We start from the raw sequence: 16,311 nt of genomic DNA, 5'->3' as shown, positions 1-16,311 counted from the left end.
ATTATTGTTCGGTAAGTGAAATTATAAGGATGTTTTAACAAATAAAGCAGATACATTCCGTATCTGCTTCTCATTACTTTATTTAGCTAACTTTTGAAGTTCTTCGAAGAATGTAGGGTATGATACCCCTACTGCTTCTGCGTCTTCTATTGTTGTTTTTCCTTCTGCAATACATCCTGCGATCGCAAGCATCATTCCGATGCGGTGATCACCGTAACTATTTACTGTGTTGCCTTTTAGTGCTGATTTCCCATAAATAATCATCCCGTCATCAGTTGCTTCTATGCGAGCTCCTAGTTTCGTTAACTCCGCAACAACTGTATCAATACGGTTCGTTTCTTTAACTTTTAATTCGTGCGCATCTTTAATTACTGTAATTCCTTCTGCTTGCGTTGCCGCTAAAGCGATAACAGGAATTTCATCGATTAATCTAGGAATAATATCTCCGCCGATTTCGATTCCTTTTAATGAAGATGTTTCAATTGTAATGTTTGCAGCTGGTTCTGATGCTCCTTCGTTAATTGGCTCTACAGTGAACGTAGCACCCATTTTCTCTAAAACATCAATAATACCTGTACGAGTTGGATTCATTCCTACATTTTGTAATACTAGTTTACTATTAGGAATAATTGCACCTGCCACTAAGAAAAATGCAGCTGATGATACGTCACCTGGCACTTGAACTTCTGTCGCTGTTAACTTCTGTCCACCTGCAAGTTTCACAGTTTTCCCTTCGCGAGTTACTTTGACGCCAAATGCTTCAAGCATTCTTTCTGTATGGTCGCGTGAAATATGTGGTTCTGTAACAGCTGTTACACCTTCTGCACGAAGCCCTGCAAGTAAAATAGCTGACTTTACTTGTGCGCTTGCTACAGGTGAAGTATATTCGATTGCTTTTAAATTTCCGCCACGTATTGTTAGTGGTGTAAAGGTTCCCTCTTCGCGGCCATCAATGTTTGCACCCATTTGTTTTAATGGATTTGTTACACGTTTCATCGGTCTTTTTGCGATAGATGCATCACCTTGTACGCAAGAGAAAAATGGTGTATTTGCCAAAATCCCTGACATTAAACGTATTGTTGTACCAGAATTACCAACATCTAATACAGCTTTCGGTTCTTGTAAACCTTCTAATCCTTTACCAAGTACAGTGACTTCATCACCGTTTTGGACGATGTCTACTCCCATTTCTTTAAAGCAAGAAATCGTACTTAAACAATCTGCACCGGGCAAGAAACCTTTTATTTTTGTTTTTCCCTCTGCAATCGCGCCGAACATGACAGCGCGGTGTGAAATCGATTTATCTCCTGGAATTATAATGTTGCCATTTAATCCGTTATTAACAGGTTGTATCGTTCTTTCCTTCACGTTCTCACCTTCTCATTTAAATTGTTTCATAAGTTTGGTATTTTTCTTCTCCAAGCGCTAGCTTTGCTTTCATACGATCTTCTTCTCTTTGGAAGCTAATACGTAATACCCCAAGCAATCCTTCACGTGCTTCTAATATTTGCAAGTTCGTAATACTAATTTCTTCGCGCGCTAAAATACTCGTAATATGAGCCAATGCCCCTACTTTATCTAAAACATCGACGTATAAGTCGTGATAGGCGGGAATTGCCCCTCTCTTTCGTACTGGTAAAGAGTCACGGTATTCTTTCGCGTCTGCAAAATAGTTTTGAATCTCGCCGGCATCTCCGGTAGAAACTGTATCATATAAATCTTCCATTTCAGAGATCCACTCTTTTAATAATACCATTAAATGCTCACGATTTTGCTTAACAATATCACTCCACATTTTTGGGCTACTTGATGCGATACGTGTAATGTCTTTAAACCCTCCAGCAGCTAGTTGATGAATGAGCGGATTATCTCCTGCATGTTTCTCTACTTGCTTTACTAATCCAGCTGCGATAAGATGCGGAAAATGACTAACAATCCCTGTTACATAATCATGTTCCTCCGTATTTAAAACGAGAAAATGTGATCCTGTTCCTTGTAACCATATTTTAAGTTCTTCCACATGTTCATTTGGCACATGATTCATCGGCGTTAAAATATAGAATGCATTTTCAAATAAATGTGCTTTTGCACTTTCAACGCCCGTTTTATGAGAACCTGCCATCGGATGTCCACCAATGAAAGAAACTTCCTTTGAAAATAAAGCTTCCGCTTCATTCATAATCGTCCCTTTTGTACTACCAACATCGGTTACAATAACATCTTCTCGTAAACGAAATGACACTAATTTGTGTAAAAGCTTCTTCGTTTCTTCAACTGGAGAAGCAAATACAATTAAATGCGCTTCTTCACATGCACGCTGTAAATCTACTGCTACTTCATCTACTACATGTAATTCTTTTGCACGCTCTACTTGTTCTTGAAATATATCATAACCTGTTATCGTTACATCGTGCTCTTTCTTAATTGCTAATGCGAGAGAGCCTCCTATTAAACCAGTTCCAATTAAAACTACTTTTTTACGCATTGTCCTCATCTCGAGACTTTCTTTTTTTATTTTCAAAGTGTTGTTTTAACACTGAAATCACTCCTTCATTTTGCTCCCTTGTTCCAACTGTAATACGGACACCATTTGGGAACGGACGAATAATAAACCCTGCATGTGCACAAGCTTCATAAATCTCTCCAGCATTTTCAACTGGCAAGAAGATGAAATTTGTTTGCGATGGATAAAATGGTATTTCATTTTCCTTACAAAAACTCTCGTATTGTTGTAATCCTTCTGTATTCACACCAACTATTTCTTGAATAAACCCGTCATCACCAAAAGCAATCGTCGCTGCTTTTTGCGCTAATGAAGATACGTTAAATGGCAAACGTACGACATTTAATTTCTCGATTAGCTCTTTCTGTCCAATCGCATATCCAACGCGGAAAGAAGCTAATCCGTACGCTTTAGAAAATGTTCTAAGTACAAGAATATTTTTATGTTTTTCTAAAAGCGGTAATGTCTCTGGGAAATCCTTTGCTGTTACGTATTCATAATACGCTTCATCAATGACAATTAACGTATTTTCACTAATACCTTCAATAAATTGAGTCAATTTTTGATCATTCACATATGTGCCTGTCGGGTTGTTCGGATTACAAATCCATACGATTTTCGTATTATTATTTACCGCTGACGAAATTTCGTCTAAATCGTATACACCGTTATTTAAAGGAATTTCTTTCACTTCACAGCCTTCAATAATTGCATGATGACGGTACTGCGGGAATGTTGCACCAGCCGTTACGATATTATCTCCTGCTTTAAGTACTGCACGGCTTATCATTTGAATGACTTCATCTAAACCACTACCGCAAAGTACTTGTTCTATTTGTACATGTAACTTATTTGCAATTGTTTGACGAAGTGTTGTAGCACCTCCGTCAGGATATAAAGCATGTTCTAACCATGATTTTTGCAACTCACCTAAAACACGTGGTGAGCAGCCGAATGGATTTTCATTCGATGCTAATTTCACAAACGAATGATCTCCGTACACTTCTTTCATTTGTTCAGGTGATTTACCTGGTTTATATGGTTGTAATGATGATAGTTGATCTTTTACTTGCATGTTAAAACCACCTTTTTATTAAAATTCTTTTGCGTATTTGTTATGTTGTGTAATATTTTGGTGAATTAAATCCATACGATCTTTTCCGAATTGTTCGACAAGCGCATGTGCAAGTTCCCATGCTACAACAGATTCAGCTACTACACCTGCTGCTGGTACTGCACAACTATCAGATCTTTCAATACTCGCTTGGAATGCTTCTTTCGTATCAATGTCAACACTTGCTAACGGTTTGTATAATGTAGGAATTGGCTTCATTACACCTCTTACGACGATCGGCATACCTGTTGTCATACCGCCTTCTAAACCACCAGCATTGTTCGTTTTTCTCGTGTATCCTTGTTCCTCATCCCATAAAATTTCATCGTGTACTTTACTTCCTGGCTGTCTTGCTGCTTCAAAACCAACGCCGATTTCAGCACCTTTAAATGCATTAATACTCATAATCGCACCAGCAAGTTTTGCATCTAATTTACGATCGTAATGAACGTAACTACCAACACCTATTGGCATACCTTCTGCAATGACTTCAACAATACCGCCGATTGAATCCCCACTACTTTTAGCGTTATCTATCGCATCCATCATCTCTTGTTCTACTTCTTTATCTAAACATCGAACTGGTGAATCTTCAGTAATTGTTTGAATTTCTTCTATTGATAAGTTAGAAATATGCTTCGCTTGCACACCACCAATTTCAAGAACGTGTCCTGCAATTTCCACGCCTAACTCTTTTAAAATTTGCTTCGCAACTGCACCAGCAGCTACACGAACTGTCGTTTCCCTTGCAGATGAGCGTTCTAGTACGTTTCTTATATCACGATGACCGTATTTGATTGCTCCGTTTAAATCCGCATGTCCTGGACGTGGTTTTGTAATTGTACGTTTCATATCTTTACTTTCTTTTTCCGAAATTGGCTCTGCACCCATTACTTTCGTCCAATGTTTGAAATCATCATTTTTAACGATTAACGTTATTGGTGAGCCAAGTGTCATCCCATGACGAACACCACTTACAATTTCAACTGTATCAGTTTCAATTTGCATACGTCTTCCGCGTCCGTGCCCTTTTTGTCTTCTTAATAATTCTTTATTAATATGTTCCGCTGTTAATGTTAAACCTGCTGGTACACCTTCTAAAATAACTGTTAACTGCGGCCCATGTGATTCTCCAGCTGTAATGTATCTCATTTCTCTTGCCCCTTTACTATTTTTTTGTACAAAAAAGTCCCTACTGAGCGCTCAGTAGGGACGATGTTTATCGCGGTACCACCCTAGTTGTAGACTAAGTTTCTGTCTACCTCTCTTCTTCTTTAACGATCATTTGACCGTCTTCCCCTCCATAAATGGCGAGAAAGATGCTCCAAGGCTGTAATTCATGCTTACCTTTGTACTGATTCACACCGACCATCAGCTCTCTTTAACAGTGAGATAAGCACTACTGTTTCCTCTTCAGCGCATATATAATATGGAATTAAGATAATTTATTTTTGAATCCTTTTAACTCATCCATGAATCTATGGAATTCTGGAATGTCCATTTGTTGTGCAGAATCTGACAATGCAACTGCTGGATCTGGATGAACTTCAGCCATTACTGCATCTGCGCCAATTGCAAGTGCCGCTTTCGCTGTTGGTAATAATAAATCTCTGCGTCCAGTTGAATGTGTTACATCAACGATAACTGGTAAATGTGTTTCTTTCTTTAAAATTGGTACTGCAGAAATGTCTAATGTGTTACGTGTTGCTCTTTCGTATGTGCGGATACCGCGCTCACAAAGAATAATTTGATCGTTACCTTGCGCAATGATGTATTCCGCTGCGTTAATAAACTCATCAATTGTTGCTGCTAATCCACGTTTTAATAATACTGGTTTGTTAACTTTACCTACAGCTCGTAATAAATCGAAGTTTTGCATGTTACGTGCGCCAACTTGAATTACATCAACGTAGTCTAATGCCATTTCAACATCGTTCGGATTTAAAATTTCACTAATAATTGCTAAGTCGAACTCGTCTGCTACTTGACGTAAAATTTGAAGTCCTTCTACTCCTAAACCTTGGAAATCGTATGGAGATGTTCTCGGTTTGAATGCACCACCGCGCATTAATTTTAAGCCTTGGTCTTTCATCGCTTGCCCTACTTGACGAACTTGCTCTAAACTTTCAACTGCACAAGGCCCCATGATGAATGTTTGTGTGCCGTTACCAATCAATTCACCTTTTACATCAACGATTGTATTTTCTTGTTTCTTTTTACGTGATACTAATAATGCTTTACGGTTATCATCTTCTTGTAATTCTAAGCTAGCTTTGAAGATTGTTTTGAAAATATGTTGAACCGTTGACGTTTCGAATGGTCCTTCGTTATTCTCTGCGATCATATCAAGCACTTCACGCTCACGTACTGGATCAAAACGTTTCGTACCTTGTACTTGCTTTTGTTCCCCAATTTTTTGAACGATTTCACCACGTTTGTTTAAAAGGTGTAATAGTTGTAAGTTAATTTCATCTACCTGTTTACGTAATTGATCTAATTCATGATTTGCCATTTGGAAATCCTCCTCTAATGTTTTAAAAGTATAGTAAGAGAATGAAAAATTCTCTATTTTCTGAACTGGTCAATTATACAAATTTAAAGTGGAATCGATACCTCTTCTTATTTTAAACTAATAATTAGTACAAAGACACTATCTACTAGCTAAAAAACCACTTTTTTTGTACAAAAAAGCCCTACTGATCCAATCAGTAGGGACGATATTTATCGCGGTACCACCCTAGTTGTAGACTTCTTTCGTCTACCTCTCTTCATTGTTAACGATCATCTGACCGTCTTTCCCTTCATAAAGACAATACTATCTTTACTACGAAAAAGATGCTCTAGGACTGTAATTCGCTCTTGTTTTTGTACTGGTTCACACCAACCACCAGCTCTCTGTTACAGGGAAACAACAACTACTGCTTTTCCTTTCAACGCATGAATATTTAATTTTCAAGTTGGACCACTAAAATACAAAAAGTCCCTACTGAATAAATCAGTAGGGACGATATTTATCGCGGTACCACCCTAGTTGTAGACTAAATTTCTGTCTACCTCTCTTCACTGTTAACGATCAATTGACCGCTTTTCCTTCATAAAGACAATACTATCTTTACTACGAAAAAGATGCTCCAAGACTGTAATTCATGATTATCCCTGTACTGGTTCACACCAACCACCAGCTCTCTGTTACAGTAAGACTAACCACTACTGTGATCTCTTCATTGCACTTTGTTTATTCAAATGTTTTTGAAATTGAATAAGTATGATTCGTATTATAGAACGCTTTTCAAAACACTGTCAACAACTTTTTATATATTTTTTTAAAAATCCACTTTCGTCCTACATTTCTTTTTGTAAATTCTCCATAACAATTCCGATGCGAATTATCTCATTATCTATCGCATTTAATACATATTTTTCTACTCCATACCGGACTAACACTTCTTTTATTTGAATGATTTCAGTTTCAAGTATATCAGCTTCCTGAAGCGTTTGCAGTAAGGTGAAAAATATATTTGCATACAATTCTTTATACATTTTTATGCTCTCTGTCTTTTCAAGTATTTCATTCAATAACTGTTTTAACTCCGTTTGATTTCCTTTTCGACCCACGTACAAAAATGTTTTACATATGATAGATAACCCTCTTTCTACTATTTCATCCATAAATAAAATAATACGTAAAAGCATTACATATTCTCTAGCTGTGATTTCACCCATTTTCGGTCGCTCTCGCAAAAATACACTGAGCCAAGCTGTCCAAAATTTTTGTTGTTCTTTTGCACTTAATGTTTTGACGTAATAGCATAAAAATTGCATAAATTTAATTTTATTTTCTTCATTTTCTCGTATAAGTAAAGGGTATAACCATTCTGTTTTTTGCTCCCAATACAGTACACATTTAATAAATACAAAACTAAGCCATTTCAAGAAAGCTTCCCTCGTATGCGGATGTAATACTTCCAAATGTTCTACCGCATACTTAATAAATCGCTTCATCTCTGTAAATAAAGGTAAATTTATTTGCGTGTAACACAAGCCTGCCCATGCATATTTCGTAATTTCATTTTCCTTCTTTAAATCTAAATACGGTAACAAATATTTTCGACACCACTGCTTCTCTATATGATAAAGAAATGTAATATCTGCTACTAAACGAGCTAGCATAAAATTTGTCCGTTCTGAACTAACTCTTACTTGTTCTTCAAATAAAAATAAATATTCATACACATTACGATCGTATAAATGATCATATGATAACAGTTTTAATAATACAGCTGTCATTTTCCCAACAGGATGCTGGATTGATTCATTGTAAAAATCTTGTTTTCCCAGCTTAAAATCTGTATCACTTTTCATAACTTGAGGGAATACGGAAAAAGCAAACCGTTTCAAATTGCGTATACTATTTTCCTCTAACTCTTCTAATCGATTACTAATTTCATATAGAAAACTACTAATTAACCAATGAAAAGCAGTATTTCTAACAAATTTCTGCAATAACGGAATAACTTTTTGGATTTGTTCATTTGTCAGTCCTCGGTTATTTCGCCACTCTCTAATACATACAAACCATACTTCATTACTTATTTCGTGCATGCCAACTAATTGATAAGCAAATGAAATGCTCCATTCTGTATTCAATTTACATGCTTTCGATAACATCTCTAAAAAATGACGTTGTTCAAACACACCGTCTTGAGAAAATTGGCGAACTTGTTTCATAATTTCTTCGTCTTTCAGCTGCAATAATCCATCAGCAGTTACATTACAAGTAATACTTTGTTCTGTGGTCTCTTTCTTTTGTAGACTGTATCGATCAGAATGAAAGTGAGGATGTTTTTGCTTCATTAACTCATAACCTTTTGCCGTAGATGGACTATTCGAATCACAAGTGAATAATAAATCTAACACGAAACAAACATCAAATGCCCGCTCCTCTGCAAGGTCCTTCAGTACAATTTGAATGACTTCTTCCTTCGTTTTTTCTAAAGAGAGTGCGAAATGATTTTTTATAAGTTGAAAAACTTCACGTTTATACGTGACATCTAAAAAAAGTTCTTCCTGTAACAACCATTTCATTTTGTCATCGGCGCTAACAAATATATTTTTATTCATCGCATCAATTGCAATTCGATTTTGAAGTATGCTGTTTGCTTCTATCATTTCTGTAATATAATAATTTGCTTTTTTCTCATTGTTTTCACATAAATAGGCTAAACACTCTTTTACAATTTGAATTAAAAATGCAAGATCATTTTGCTGAAAGTCTTTTTCCGCATTTCCCTTATCCTTTTTTTTCAGTGCCGTTTGTCTTAGGGATAACATTCGCATCTTCTCTATTCCTATCATCATAATTGGAACGGCGTAATAGGAAATATGCGGTTTCATCTTCTCATTCCAAATTTGCTCCACATAAGAAAATGTAGACACTGGTAAACGACTCGATTCCTCAAGTTCTATCGATTCTTGCGTATCATTTCCCCATTTTCTTTCCCGCTTCAATTTAAGTTTCCCGTCCAAAATAAACGTTAGTAACAATAAAGCAATCTCTTTATGCTCAGGAAAAGAACATTTTTGTAGTAAGTAAGAAATTGTTTCAATTGATTTACTATCTTTTTCAGCTGTTTCTAATAAAAGGAGTGTCCATCTTGCAAACAACAACGGGTCCATTTTACTTTTCGTTTCGTTTAAGTAGCTACAAATAGTTCTCCAAAATAACGGAGATATTTTAGAGTGATTTTTAAAAATTAATTGAAATAATTCTTTTTGATGAGTAAAAAGAAATTGTTCCACTAACCATTCTGCAAGTAATTCATCTACCTCATTATAGTTTGGTGTAACTAAAAATAAATTTTGTAATTTCCCTTCAGCTTCAAGCCATTCCACCCATTCATAATCATGAGCAAATTCAACAAAGTAGCGGACTGTTTCAATTTTTTTTATTGATTGTTTTATGTATGATAATTGTTCCTGTTCTACTGACGGTGGCACTGTTACTATGTCACGAATTCGCATTCGTTTTGTAATATAATTATCACCCATTAATTCCGCCCATCGTTTCACTGCTTTAACAAGAGACTGATGATTATTACCTTTATTCGGATACACAATCGGTCTTATTCCTAAATGCTCCCAGTGGTACGTATTTTCTCCTTGTGCAACAAATGCATAACGCCTTGTACTTGGTGGTAAACCAGTTGCTAAATATTTCATTACTGGGTCATTATGACTATATCCAACGAACAAAACGGTGTAATTTGAAAATAAATCAACTAAAAACCTTCTCGCCCATCCTTCCGTCAAGTAAGCCCTTCCAAAATCACCATCTGTTAAAATTAATGCTTCTTTCTCCTGTTCTATATTGCCATGTATGTAAGCGAGCCCTTTAAACGCTCTACCTGTAGGTAAAGCAGGTGCGTAATATACGTTTAATTCTCTATTCATTTCTTTCATCGCAGTTGTAAAATGTCTATCAAAATTCGTCGTTACAATGCGGACTTCCGTATCTAAAGGAAACAACCTCGGAATCGCATAATGAAGCGGATTTGGCTTTGACTTTTCAATATGAACTAAATCTCTTGCAACTTGATGTACATCCTTTGTTTTCGCAATTTTACCAAGATAATAATCATGCGGTTCTGTAATTTCACGTGTTTCTACATATAACGTTTTCGCAATTTCATCAACTAGATCATCAAAATTCGGTAAGTTTGATTTCCCTTTCATAGAAACTCCCGCTCCAACAAATAGTACTAACTTTCCTTGTTCAAGATGATCAAATAACTCATCTGGAATTTCTACTTCTGAAGTAATCCACACCTTGGATTCCCCCTTACCTAAAAATGTCATATACTCTCATTTTACTATAACATTTTTCCTTTGTTTTTTTAATATTTAGACAGATATCGAACATGAAAAAGTTTTATGTAAATATATTCGTTACAATGTATGAACTCCTAAATTTATTGTAAAACTATGTATAAATCGGAGGTGTAAATATTGAATGGTTTTACTGTAGTACTTATCAAATTTATATCGTGCATTATCGCATTTAGTATTGGACTCGCTTTATTTTTCCCTGCAACGTTCGTCCAAATTATTTCATTCAGTCTTTTTGTTACAATCGTATCCTATATGTTCGTTGATAAAATTATATTAAACCGAATAGGCAATACTGGTGCCATTATGTCGGATTTCTTACTAACTTATTTAAGCGTATGGATTTTCGGTAATATTTTATTAGACAATTACATGCAAATTGCATGGGGCAGTTTCCTTTCCGCTACTGTCTTTACATTATCTGAAGTAATTGTTCATCGCTTTTCTAACTCGCACACACGGCACAACAATGATAACATTCATATTAATCGCCGCTTTGCATATGGTACTGAATTTGCTGAAGAACAGAATATATTGGATAAAGATAAGAAGAAGTAATGTTTTGATAAAGGAACTCCATCGCCATTAAGCTAAAAAAAGCAAATACCCCAAAACGAATAAATTGACATCTCCAAGAGAAAATGTACATTTTTTGTTTTGGGGTATAATAAAACGCTTAAGTTGATGAGCATGTTGTGCTACCCCGTCAAAAAAAGTAAAAAGTGTTTATCAAGAGTAAACGATCTTAACTGTAATAACCATTTAAAGAAAAGGGCAGAATCTGGATCTTCGGATACAGATTCTGCCCTTTTCTTTAATCACATTTTTCTATTTGGTCGCCTTCTTCACCTGCATTTTCTGCCGAACTATCCGTTCCGCCTCCCACTGCATGTTGCTGTTTAGTATTAGAACTTTCGATAGCAGCGTTGGTTCCTGCTGCACTGTCATCTCCACCACCACTTGCTACTTGAGTAGCACTAGCCTGTTCCTTACGGGTTTTATTAATTTGATTATTGATGATAATTACAAGTTCTTCCTCTCCATCCGAAGTTTCTTTTTTCATTTTATGCGGTTCAATCTGGTCTCCACTAATACCCTTATTTATGGCTTTGCCTCCAGCGCCCACTGTTTGTTGCTGTCTGGTATTCGATGAATCAATTGCTGCATTACTTCCTGCCGCACTGTTTTGTCCAGCCCCACTGGCAATTTGTGTTGTATTCGGTGCAAATGTAATCTGATTATTTATGACAATGACAATTTTTCGTTTATCAGCAAGATTTCCCAAATTAATTTCTTCTCCATCTTTTTTTACAAATCGAAACGTGATTTCTTCATTGTTTTCCATGTTTTCCCCCCTTGTAATATTAAATGACTGGAGAATGATAATGGATTGGACAAGCGTATTTTTTTATAAATATGTGCCCCCGCCCACAATGAAGGATGTATTATCAGATTCCGGTATTTTACTCGTATGAGGTACGTCGACTTGACGACAGTCCAGCATCCGCCGAATTTTGGGATGCATAGAGAATAATCTTATAGAAGATATAGAAAGAGAGATTAGTAGAAACATTGGTATATAAAGGTTGCTAAGTTCCATTTTATTTTTCTACTTTCCTTTTCTTATTTAGATTTATCAGCCAAATATCTAGCATAGTGAATTAAATTTCTAGCTACATCTAATTCAAGATTAAATATATTAGGTACCCCCGGTCTCCAATTCACCTCAAATAACCACAATTTTTGATCTTTATCAATCCCTACATCAATTCCTAACTCATCAAATAATACATCCTTAAATAAAGAATTAAAATGGTTAGAAAAAGTTACTGCAAATCGTTCTAAATACCTTTTAATATTATACCAATCGTTATCAAACTCCGCTTTTAAAAAAACATCTAAATAAGTACTATAACCACCCTTAGCCATATTTGATACAATACTTCCTAATGGACCTATTCTGGGGAATATAGAAGTAACAACCCACCTGCCTTCCCCATTTCTTTGAACATGCAATCGAAAATCATAAACATGACCAGATTTCATTTGACATGAAATAAACTGTTGAACTATGTATCCTTGCTCTTGAATCTTATCAGATATAAAGCTCCGTAATTGTTTTTTATTAATAGATGCAATTTGTTCTGACTCATTCATACTATAATTCATCCCATTTTTTTCAATGAAAACAATACCACTACCTTGATGTCCAGAAATGGGTTTAATAATAAGTTTTTCATAACGATTAATCATGTCAAAAAACTTATTAACATCATTTAATTCATAAAAAGGAATAATATATTGCTTAAATTTTTTTGCTCTATTTATTCTGTTATATACACTTAATTTATTTCCAATTGAATGACTTGTAAAATGAACTTTTTCATGTAGATAATCATAGATTTGCTGATTTTTATCACTAATATGAACACTTGCATTATAAATAACATCTGGAAAAGAAAATTCTTGTTCAACCCAATTACCATTTTCATAAGTTTTACCTAAAATCTTCTCCGTTTCTATATTTACCTTCCCTAAAGTAAAATAAAAAAAGTCCACACCTTCAGCTTTAGCTACAGCAGCGTAAGTATATGCTTTCTTTACGTCATTCGGATCTTTCCGATGATGAAGCATACCAATTATAGTCATGTCAGTTCTTCTTCCCTTCTTTCTAAAGGTCTTTTTCAAAATAAACATCCAATTCATTATATATATATTCATGTTCTCCCTCATTCAACCATTTTTCGAAAAAACCGGAACAAGCTTAACCTCATTTTAATACTCTACCTATAGAAATAATAAATTTGAAGTTTTATAAAATGATAAATGATAAAGGTTAAGGTGACATAAAATGGATACTATCGTTTTCATTGAAACAAATAAATCTGGATCAAGTAGGGAAGCAATCAAAGCAGCTGAAAAACTTAATTTCTTTACTGTTTTATTAACTAAAAAAACAAAATTTATTAATGAACGCACTATATTCCCTGATGTACATCAGATGATTTTCACTGATATAAATGATTATGATAATATAATTACAACAATTGAAAAGTTAAATAAATCAGGAAAAAACATAAAAGGGATCTTTAGTTTTATTGATCCTTATGTTTATGTGGCTGCACGTTTATCAGAAAAATTTTGCTCAAATATTGTATCTACTAATGCTATCCATCATATGGAAAACAAAATATTAACTCGTAATGTACTTAAAGATTTACCAATCTCACTCAACTATTTAATTTATAAACCAACAGAATCATTATCATCTTTTTTTAAAAAAACTAATAAGATAAATTTCCCTCTTATTGTGAAATCCCCTAAATCAACAGGATCAAAAGATGTATTATTAGTAAAAGATAAAGATCAATTAATTTTATCTATACAAAGTCTTTTGAAGAAATTACCTAATGAAGAAATTCTACTTGAAGAATATATAGATGGACCTCAGTACTTAGTCGAAATTTTAGTTCAAAATGGAAAAGTCCATATTATAGCAGTAATTGAACAAGAAATCACACTATTTGAACGCTTTATCGTTACTGGTTATTCTTTATTAGGGCAGGTAGACAAAAGACTATACAATAGTCTTTTCAATGCAGTAAATTCTGTTATTCAGGCTTTTAATATGAAAAATGGAGCTTGTCATCTAGAACTCCGGAGAATAAAAGATGTTTGGAAATTAATTGAGATAAACCCTAGAATATCAGGTGGAGCAATGAATGACATAATTGAAATTGGGCATGGAATCAACTTAGTACAAGAAACTATTCGATTAATGTTAGGAAATAAACCTTCACTAAATAAAAAACATCATAAATATGTGTATGCTCATTACCTAACAGTTAAATCTAAAGGAAAACTAATTCGAGTTACAGGGAAAAATCGTAGTTCTAAATGTCCTGGTGTAGAGAAAGTTTATATAAAACCTAAAAAAGGAACTTTTCTAAAACCACCTACATCAATGGGACATCGATATGGATACGTTATAGCAGCATCCTATTTTAAAACAGAGGCTAAAAAAATAGCTTTAGAAGCAGCTAAAGAAATTTCATTTGAAATCCAAGAATAATAAATACAACATATATACACCAACTGATAAAAATATACTAATCGACTCACTTCGACAACTTGATTTCAAATAAAAAAAGCGGCCACTCTTTTAGAGACAGCCGCTTTCCCACTTACGCTTCTATTTTTAAATCTTTTAACGCAATAACATCCGCAAATGATCCAAATATAACATTATGATGCTTTACAATATCTTCAGCTCGTAATACATCTGTATCAAATGTGCTATGTGCATCACTTATTAATGTTACTTTATATCCTTCACTAAACGCTCTGCGCGTTGTCGTATCCACACAGTACTCTGTTTGCATACCTGAAATGATAATATGCTCAATCCCTTTTTCGTGTAACACTTCGTTTAAGTTTGTCTTATGGAATGAATCTGGCGCCGTCTTTTCAACGATACTGTCCCCATCTTGCGGAGCAATCGCCGCATGCACTTTCCAACCATCTGTACCTTTTTCCAAAGGATGATCTTTCGGCCCGTTATGTTGTACATAAATAACTGGAACATCATTTGAACGACATTCCCCAATAAGCTCTTGCAATATTTCTAAAAACTTTTCCCCATTATGTACTCGCATTCCTGCTGTATACATACCTGCTTGCACATCAATTACTAGTAATGCCTTTTTCATATCGCGCAGCTCCCTTTATTTGTATAGGCCTCTACATATTCATCATAATATAGTACTTCAATTACGTTGGACCAATTCAAGATTGATCCGATGAAGTCCTTTATATCTAATCCAGGCATTTCGTATACTTCTTCATCGTTAGCTGTTCCTGTCGCATCTTCAATGAGCGTAACTTTATAGCCTTTTTCAAAAGCAGCGATACTTGTAAATAAACAACAAAATTCCGTATTAAATCCAACGATAACAACATGATCAACTTTATGTTTCATTAATATTTCTTCAACACCTGTATCTTTAAACGCACTAGGTGTTGTCTTCTCGGCTATATAATCCGCAAACTCGATATATTCTTCTACTAATGCACTTCCAGTTGATTCAAAATACAACGTACTTTCTGGATTATCATCTCGGTGTTTTAAGAAAATAATAGGTTCTTTCTCTGCTTTAAATTGTTTTAAAACATTTGCGATTAACTCTTTTTCAACAGAAAAATCTTTACACTCTAAAATCCCCTTCTGCATATCTAATACAAGTAGCGCCTTCATTTTTATCACCTATCCTCTATACGTTTATATTCCACCATCCAACAATCTTCTAACTTCCCCTCATGTAGTTCATGTTCCTTTAAAATTTTCACCTTTTTAAATCCACATTTTTCATAACACTTTATCGCGCGTTCATTATTTACTTTCGGGTCCATTGCGATTGCTTCTGCTCCCGCGTTCTCCATAATATATGTAATTGCGGCCTGAACGAGTTTTGTTCCAATTCCTTTTCCCCAATAAATTGGCTCTCCGATAAATTGATCCATTCCCCATACATTTTGTGATTCTTCATAGCCATATAATGTTTTCCACTCAGAATCAATTGGGTACATTTGTATGTAACCAATTGGAACGGCATCAAACTCTATTAAACATCTTTTTTCATGACTATTTGGATTATGTATAAAATGATTCAGTACCATTTCTACAGATTGCGGATTATCTCTTCCTTCGTAATACTGCAAGACTTCTGGGTCTGTTAACCATTTTGAAATGACCTGTGCATCCTCTTCTTTTACGTACCGTACCGATACATGATCTTTTTGAAATAGCATA

The 16,311-nt window shown here is 34.8% G+C and carries 13 protein-coding genes and 3 other annotated features; of the genes, 2 read left to right on the top strand and 11 right to left on the bottom strand.

Features of this window, described 5'->3' with window-relative positions; genetic code table 11:
- Window positions 1-78 precede the first annotated feature (78 nt).
- The 6 genes from aroA to QCI44_RS13370 form a co-directional block, all read right to left on the bottom strand.
- Complete coding sequence (aroA, locus tag QCI44_RS13395) at window positions 79-1,368, bottom strand: 3-phosphoshikimate 1-carboxyvinyltransferase (RefSeq protein WP_353811189.1); 1,290 nt, start codon at window positions 1,366-1,368, stop codon at window positions 79-81.
- A 16-nt stretch (window positions 1,369-1,384) separates the two neighbouring features.
- Complete coding sequence (tyrA, locus tag QCI44_RS13390; protein WP_016087423.1) at window positions 1,385-2,485, bottom strand: prephenate dehydrogenase; 1,101 nt, start codon at window positions 2,483-2,485, stop codon at window positions 1,385-1,387.
- Window positions 2,478-3,578, bottom strand: coding sequence for a histidinol-phosphate transaminase (gene hisC, locus QCI44_RS13385; protein ID WP_016087422.1), 1,101 nt, complete (start codon window positions 3,576-3,578; stop codon window positions 2,478-2,480). The genes tyrA and hisC overlap by 8 nt, the downstream gene beginning before the upstream one ends.
- 18 nt (window positions 3,579-3,596) lie before the next feature.
- Complete coding sequence (gene aroC, locus QCI44_RS13380) at window positions 3,597-4,769, bottom strand: chorismate synthase (RefSeq protein WP_016087421.1); 1,173 nt, start codon at window positions 4,767-4,769, stop codon at window positions 3,597-3,599.
- A 53-nt stretch (window positions 4,770-4,822) separates the two neighbouring features.
- Window positions 4,823-5,043, bottom strand: a binding site (T-box leader).
- A gap of 9 nt (window positions 5,044-5,052) precedes the next feature.
- A complete protein-coding gene (locus QCI44_RS13375; protein ID WP_001273580.1) occupies window positions 5,053-6,129 on the bottom strand; it encodes a bifunctional 3-deoxy-7-phosphoheptulonate synthase/chorismate mutase in 1,077 nt (358 codons plus the stop codon).
- A 195-nt stretch (window positions 6,130-6,324) separates the two neighbouring features.
- Window positions 6,325-6,560 (bottom strand) — a binding site (T-box leader).
- Between the two features lie 54 nt (window positions 6,561-6,614).
- Window positions 6,615-6,851: a binding site (T-box leader), on the bottom strand.
- Between the two features lie 108 nt (window positions 6,852-6,959).
- Entirely contained in the window at window positions 6,960-10,472 is a 3,513-nt protein-coding gene (locus tag QCI44_RS13370; protein ID WP_016134748.1) for a DUF4020 domain-containing protein, read from the bottom strand.
- A 150-nt stretch (window positions 10,473-10,622) separates the two neighbouring features.
- On the opposite strand from QCI44_RS13370, the gene QCI44_RS13365 reads away from it, so the two are divergent.
- Window positions 10,623-11,060, top strand: a complete 438-nt coding sequence (locus QCI44_RS13365) for a YndM family protein (RefSeq protein ID WP_001013095.1) — start codon at window positions 10,623-10,625, stop codon at window positions 11,058-11,060.
- A 256-nt stretch (window positions 11,061-11,316) separates the two neighbouring features.
- Here the strand turns inward: QCI44_RS13365 and QCI44_RS13360 are convergent, their stop codons facing one another.
- Both QCI44_RS13360 and QCI44_RS13355 read right to left on the bottom strand, forming a co-directional pair.
- Window positions 11,317-11,847, bottom strand: a complete 531-nt coding sequence (locus QCI44_RS13360; RefSeq protein WP_000429648.1) for a hypothetical protein — start codon at window positions 11,845-11,847, stop codon at window positions 11,317-11,319.
- Between the two features lie 278 nt (window positions 11,848-12,125).
- Entirely contained in the window at window positions 12,126-13,223 is a 1,098-nt protein-coding gene (locus QCI44_RS13355) for a YheC/YheD family endospore coat-associated protein (protein WP_353811188.1), read from the bottom strand.
- Between the two features lie 130 nt (window positions 13,224-13,353).
- Here QCI44_RS13355 and QCI44_RS13350 point away from each other — a divergent pair, with 130 nt between their 5' ends.
- Entirely contained in the window at window positions 13,354-14,574 is a 1,221-nt protein-coding gene (locus tag QCI44_RS13350; protein WP_116363383.1) for an ATP-grasp domain-containing protein, read from the top strand.
- A gap of 112 nt (window positions 14,575-14,686) precedes the next feature.
- On the opposite strand, the gene QCI44_RS13345 is transcribed toward QCI44_RS13350, so the two are convergent.
- From QCI44_RS13345 to QCI44_RS13335, 3 genes are read right to left on the bottom strand one after another with little or no spacing between them, the layout of a single operon-like run.
- Window positions 14,687-15,211, bottom strand: coding sequence for a cysteine hydrolase family protein (locus QCI44_RS13345; protein ID WP_353811187.1), 525 nt, complete (start codon window positions 15,209-15,211; stop codon window positions 14,687-14,689).
- On the bottom strand, window positions 15,208-15,756 hold the full coding sequence (locus tag QCI44_RS13340) for an isochorismatase family protein (RefSeq protein WP_016134753.1): 549 nt from the start codon (window positions 15,754-15,756) through the stop codon (window positions 15,208-15,210). Before QCI44_RS13340 ends, QCI44_RS13345 begins: the two co-directional genes overlap by 4 nt.
- A 5-nt stretch (window positions 15,757-15,761) precedes the next feature.
- On the bottom strand, window positions 15,762-16,310 hold the full coding sequence (locus QCI44_RS13335; RefSeq protein WP_033659851.1) for a GNAT family N-acetyltransferase: 549 nt from the start codon (window positions 16,308-16,310) through the stop codon (window positions 15,762-15,764).
- Between the last annotated feature and the right edge of the window lies 1 nt (window position 16,311).

Source organism: Bacillus cereus group sp. RP37 (assembly GCF_040459695.1).
Lineage (GTDB): Bacteria > Bacillota > Bacilli > Bacillales > Bacillaceae_G > Bacillus_A.
Note: the sequence above shows the minus strand (reverse complement) of the source record. Positions and strands in the feature narration are given on the sequence as shown.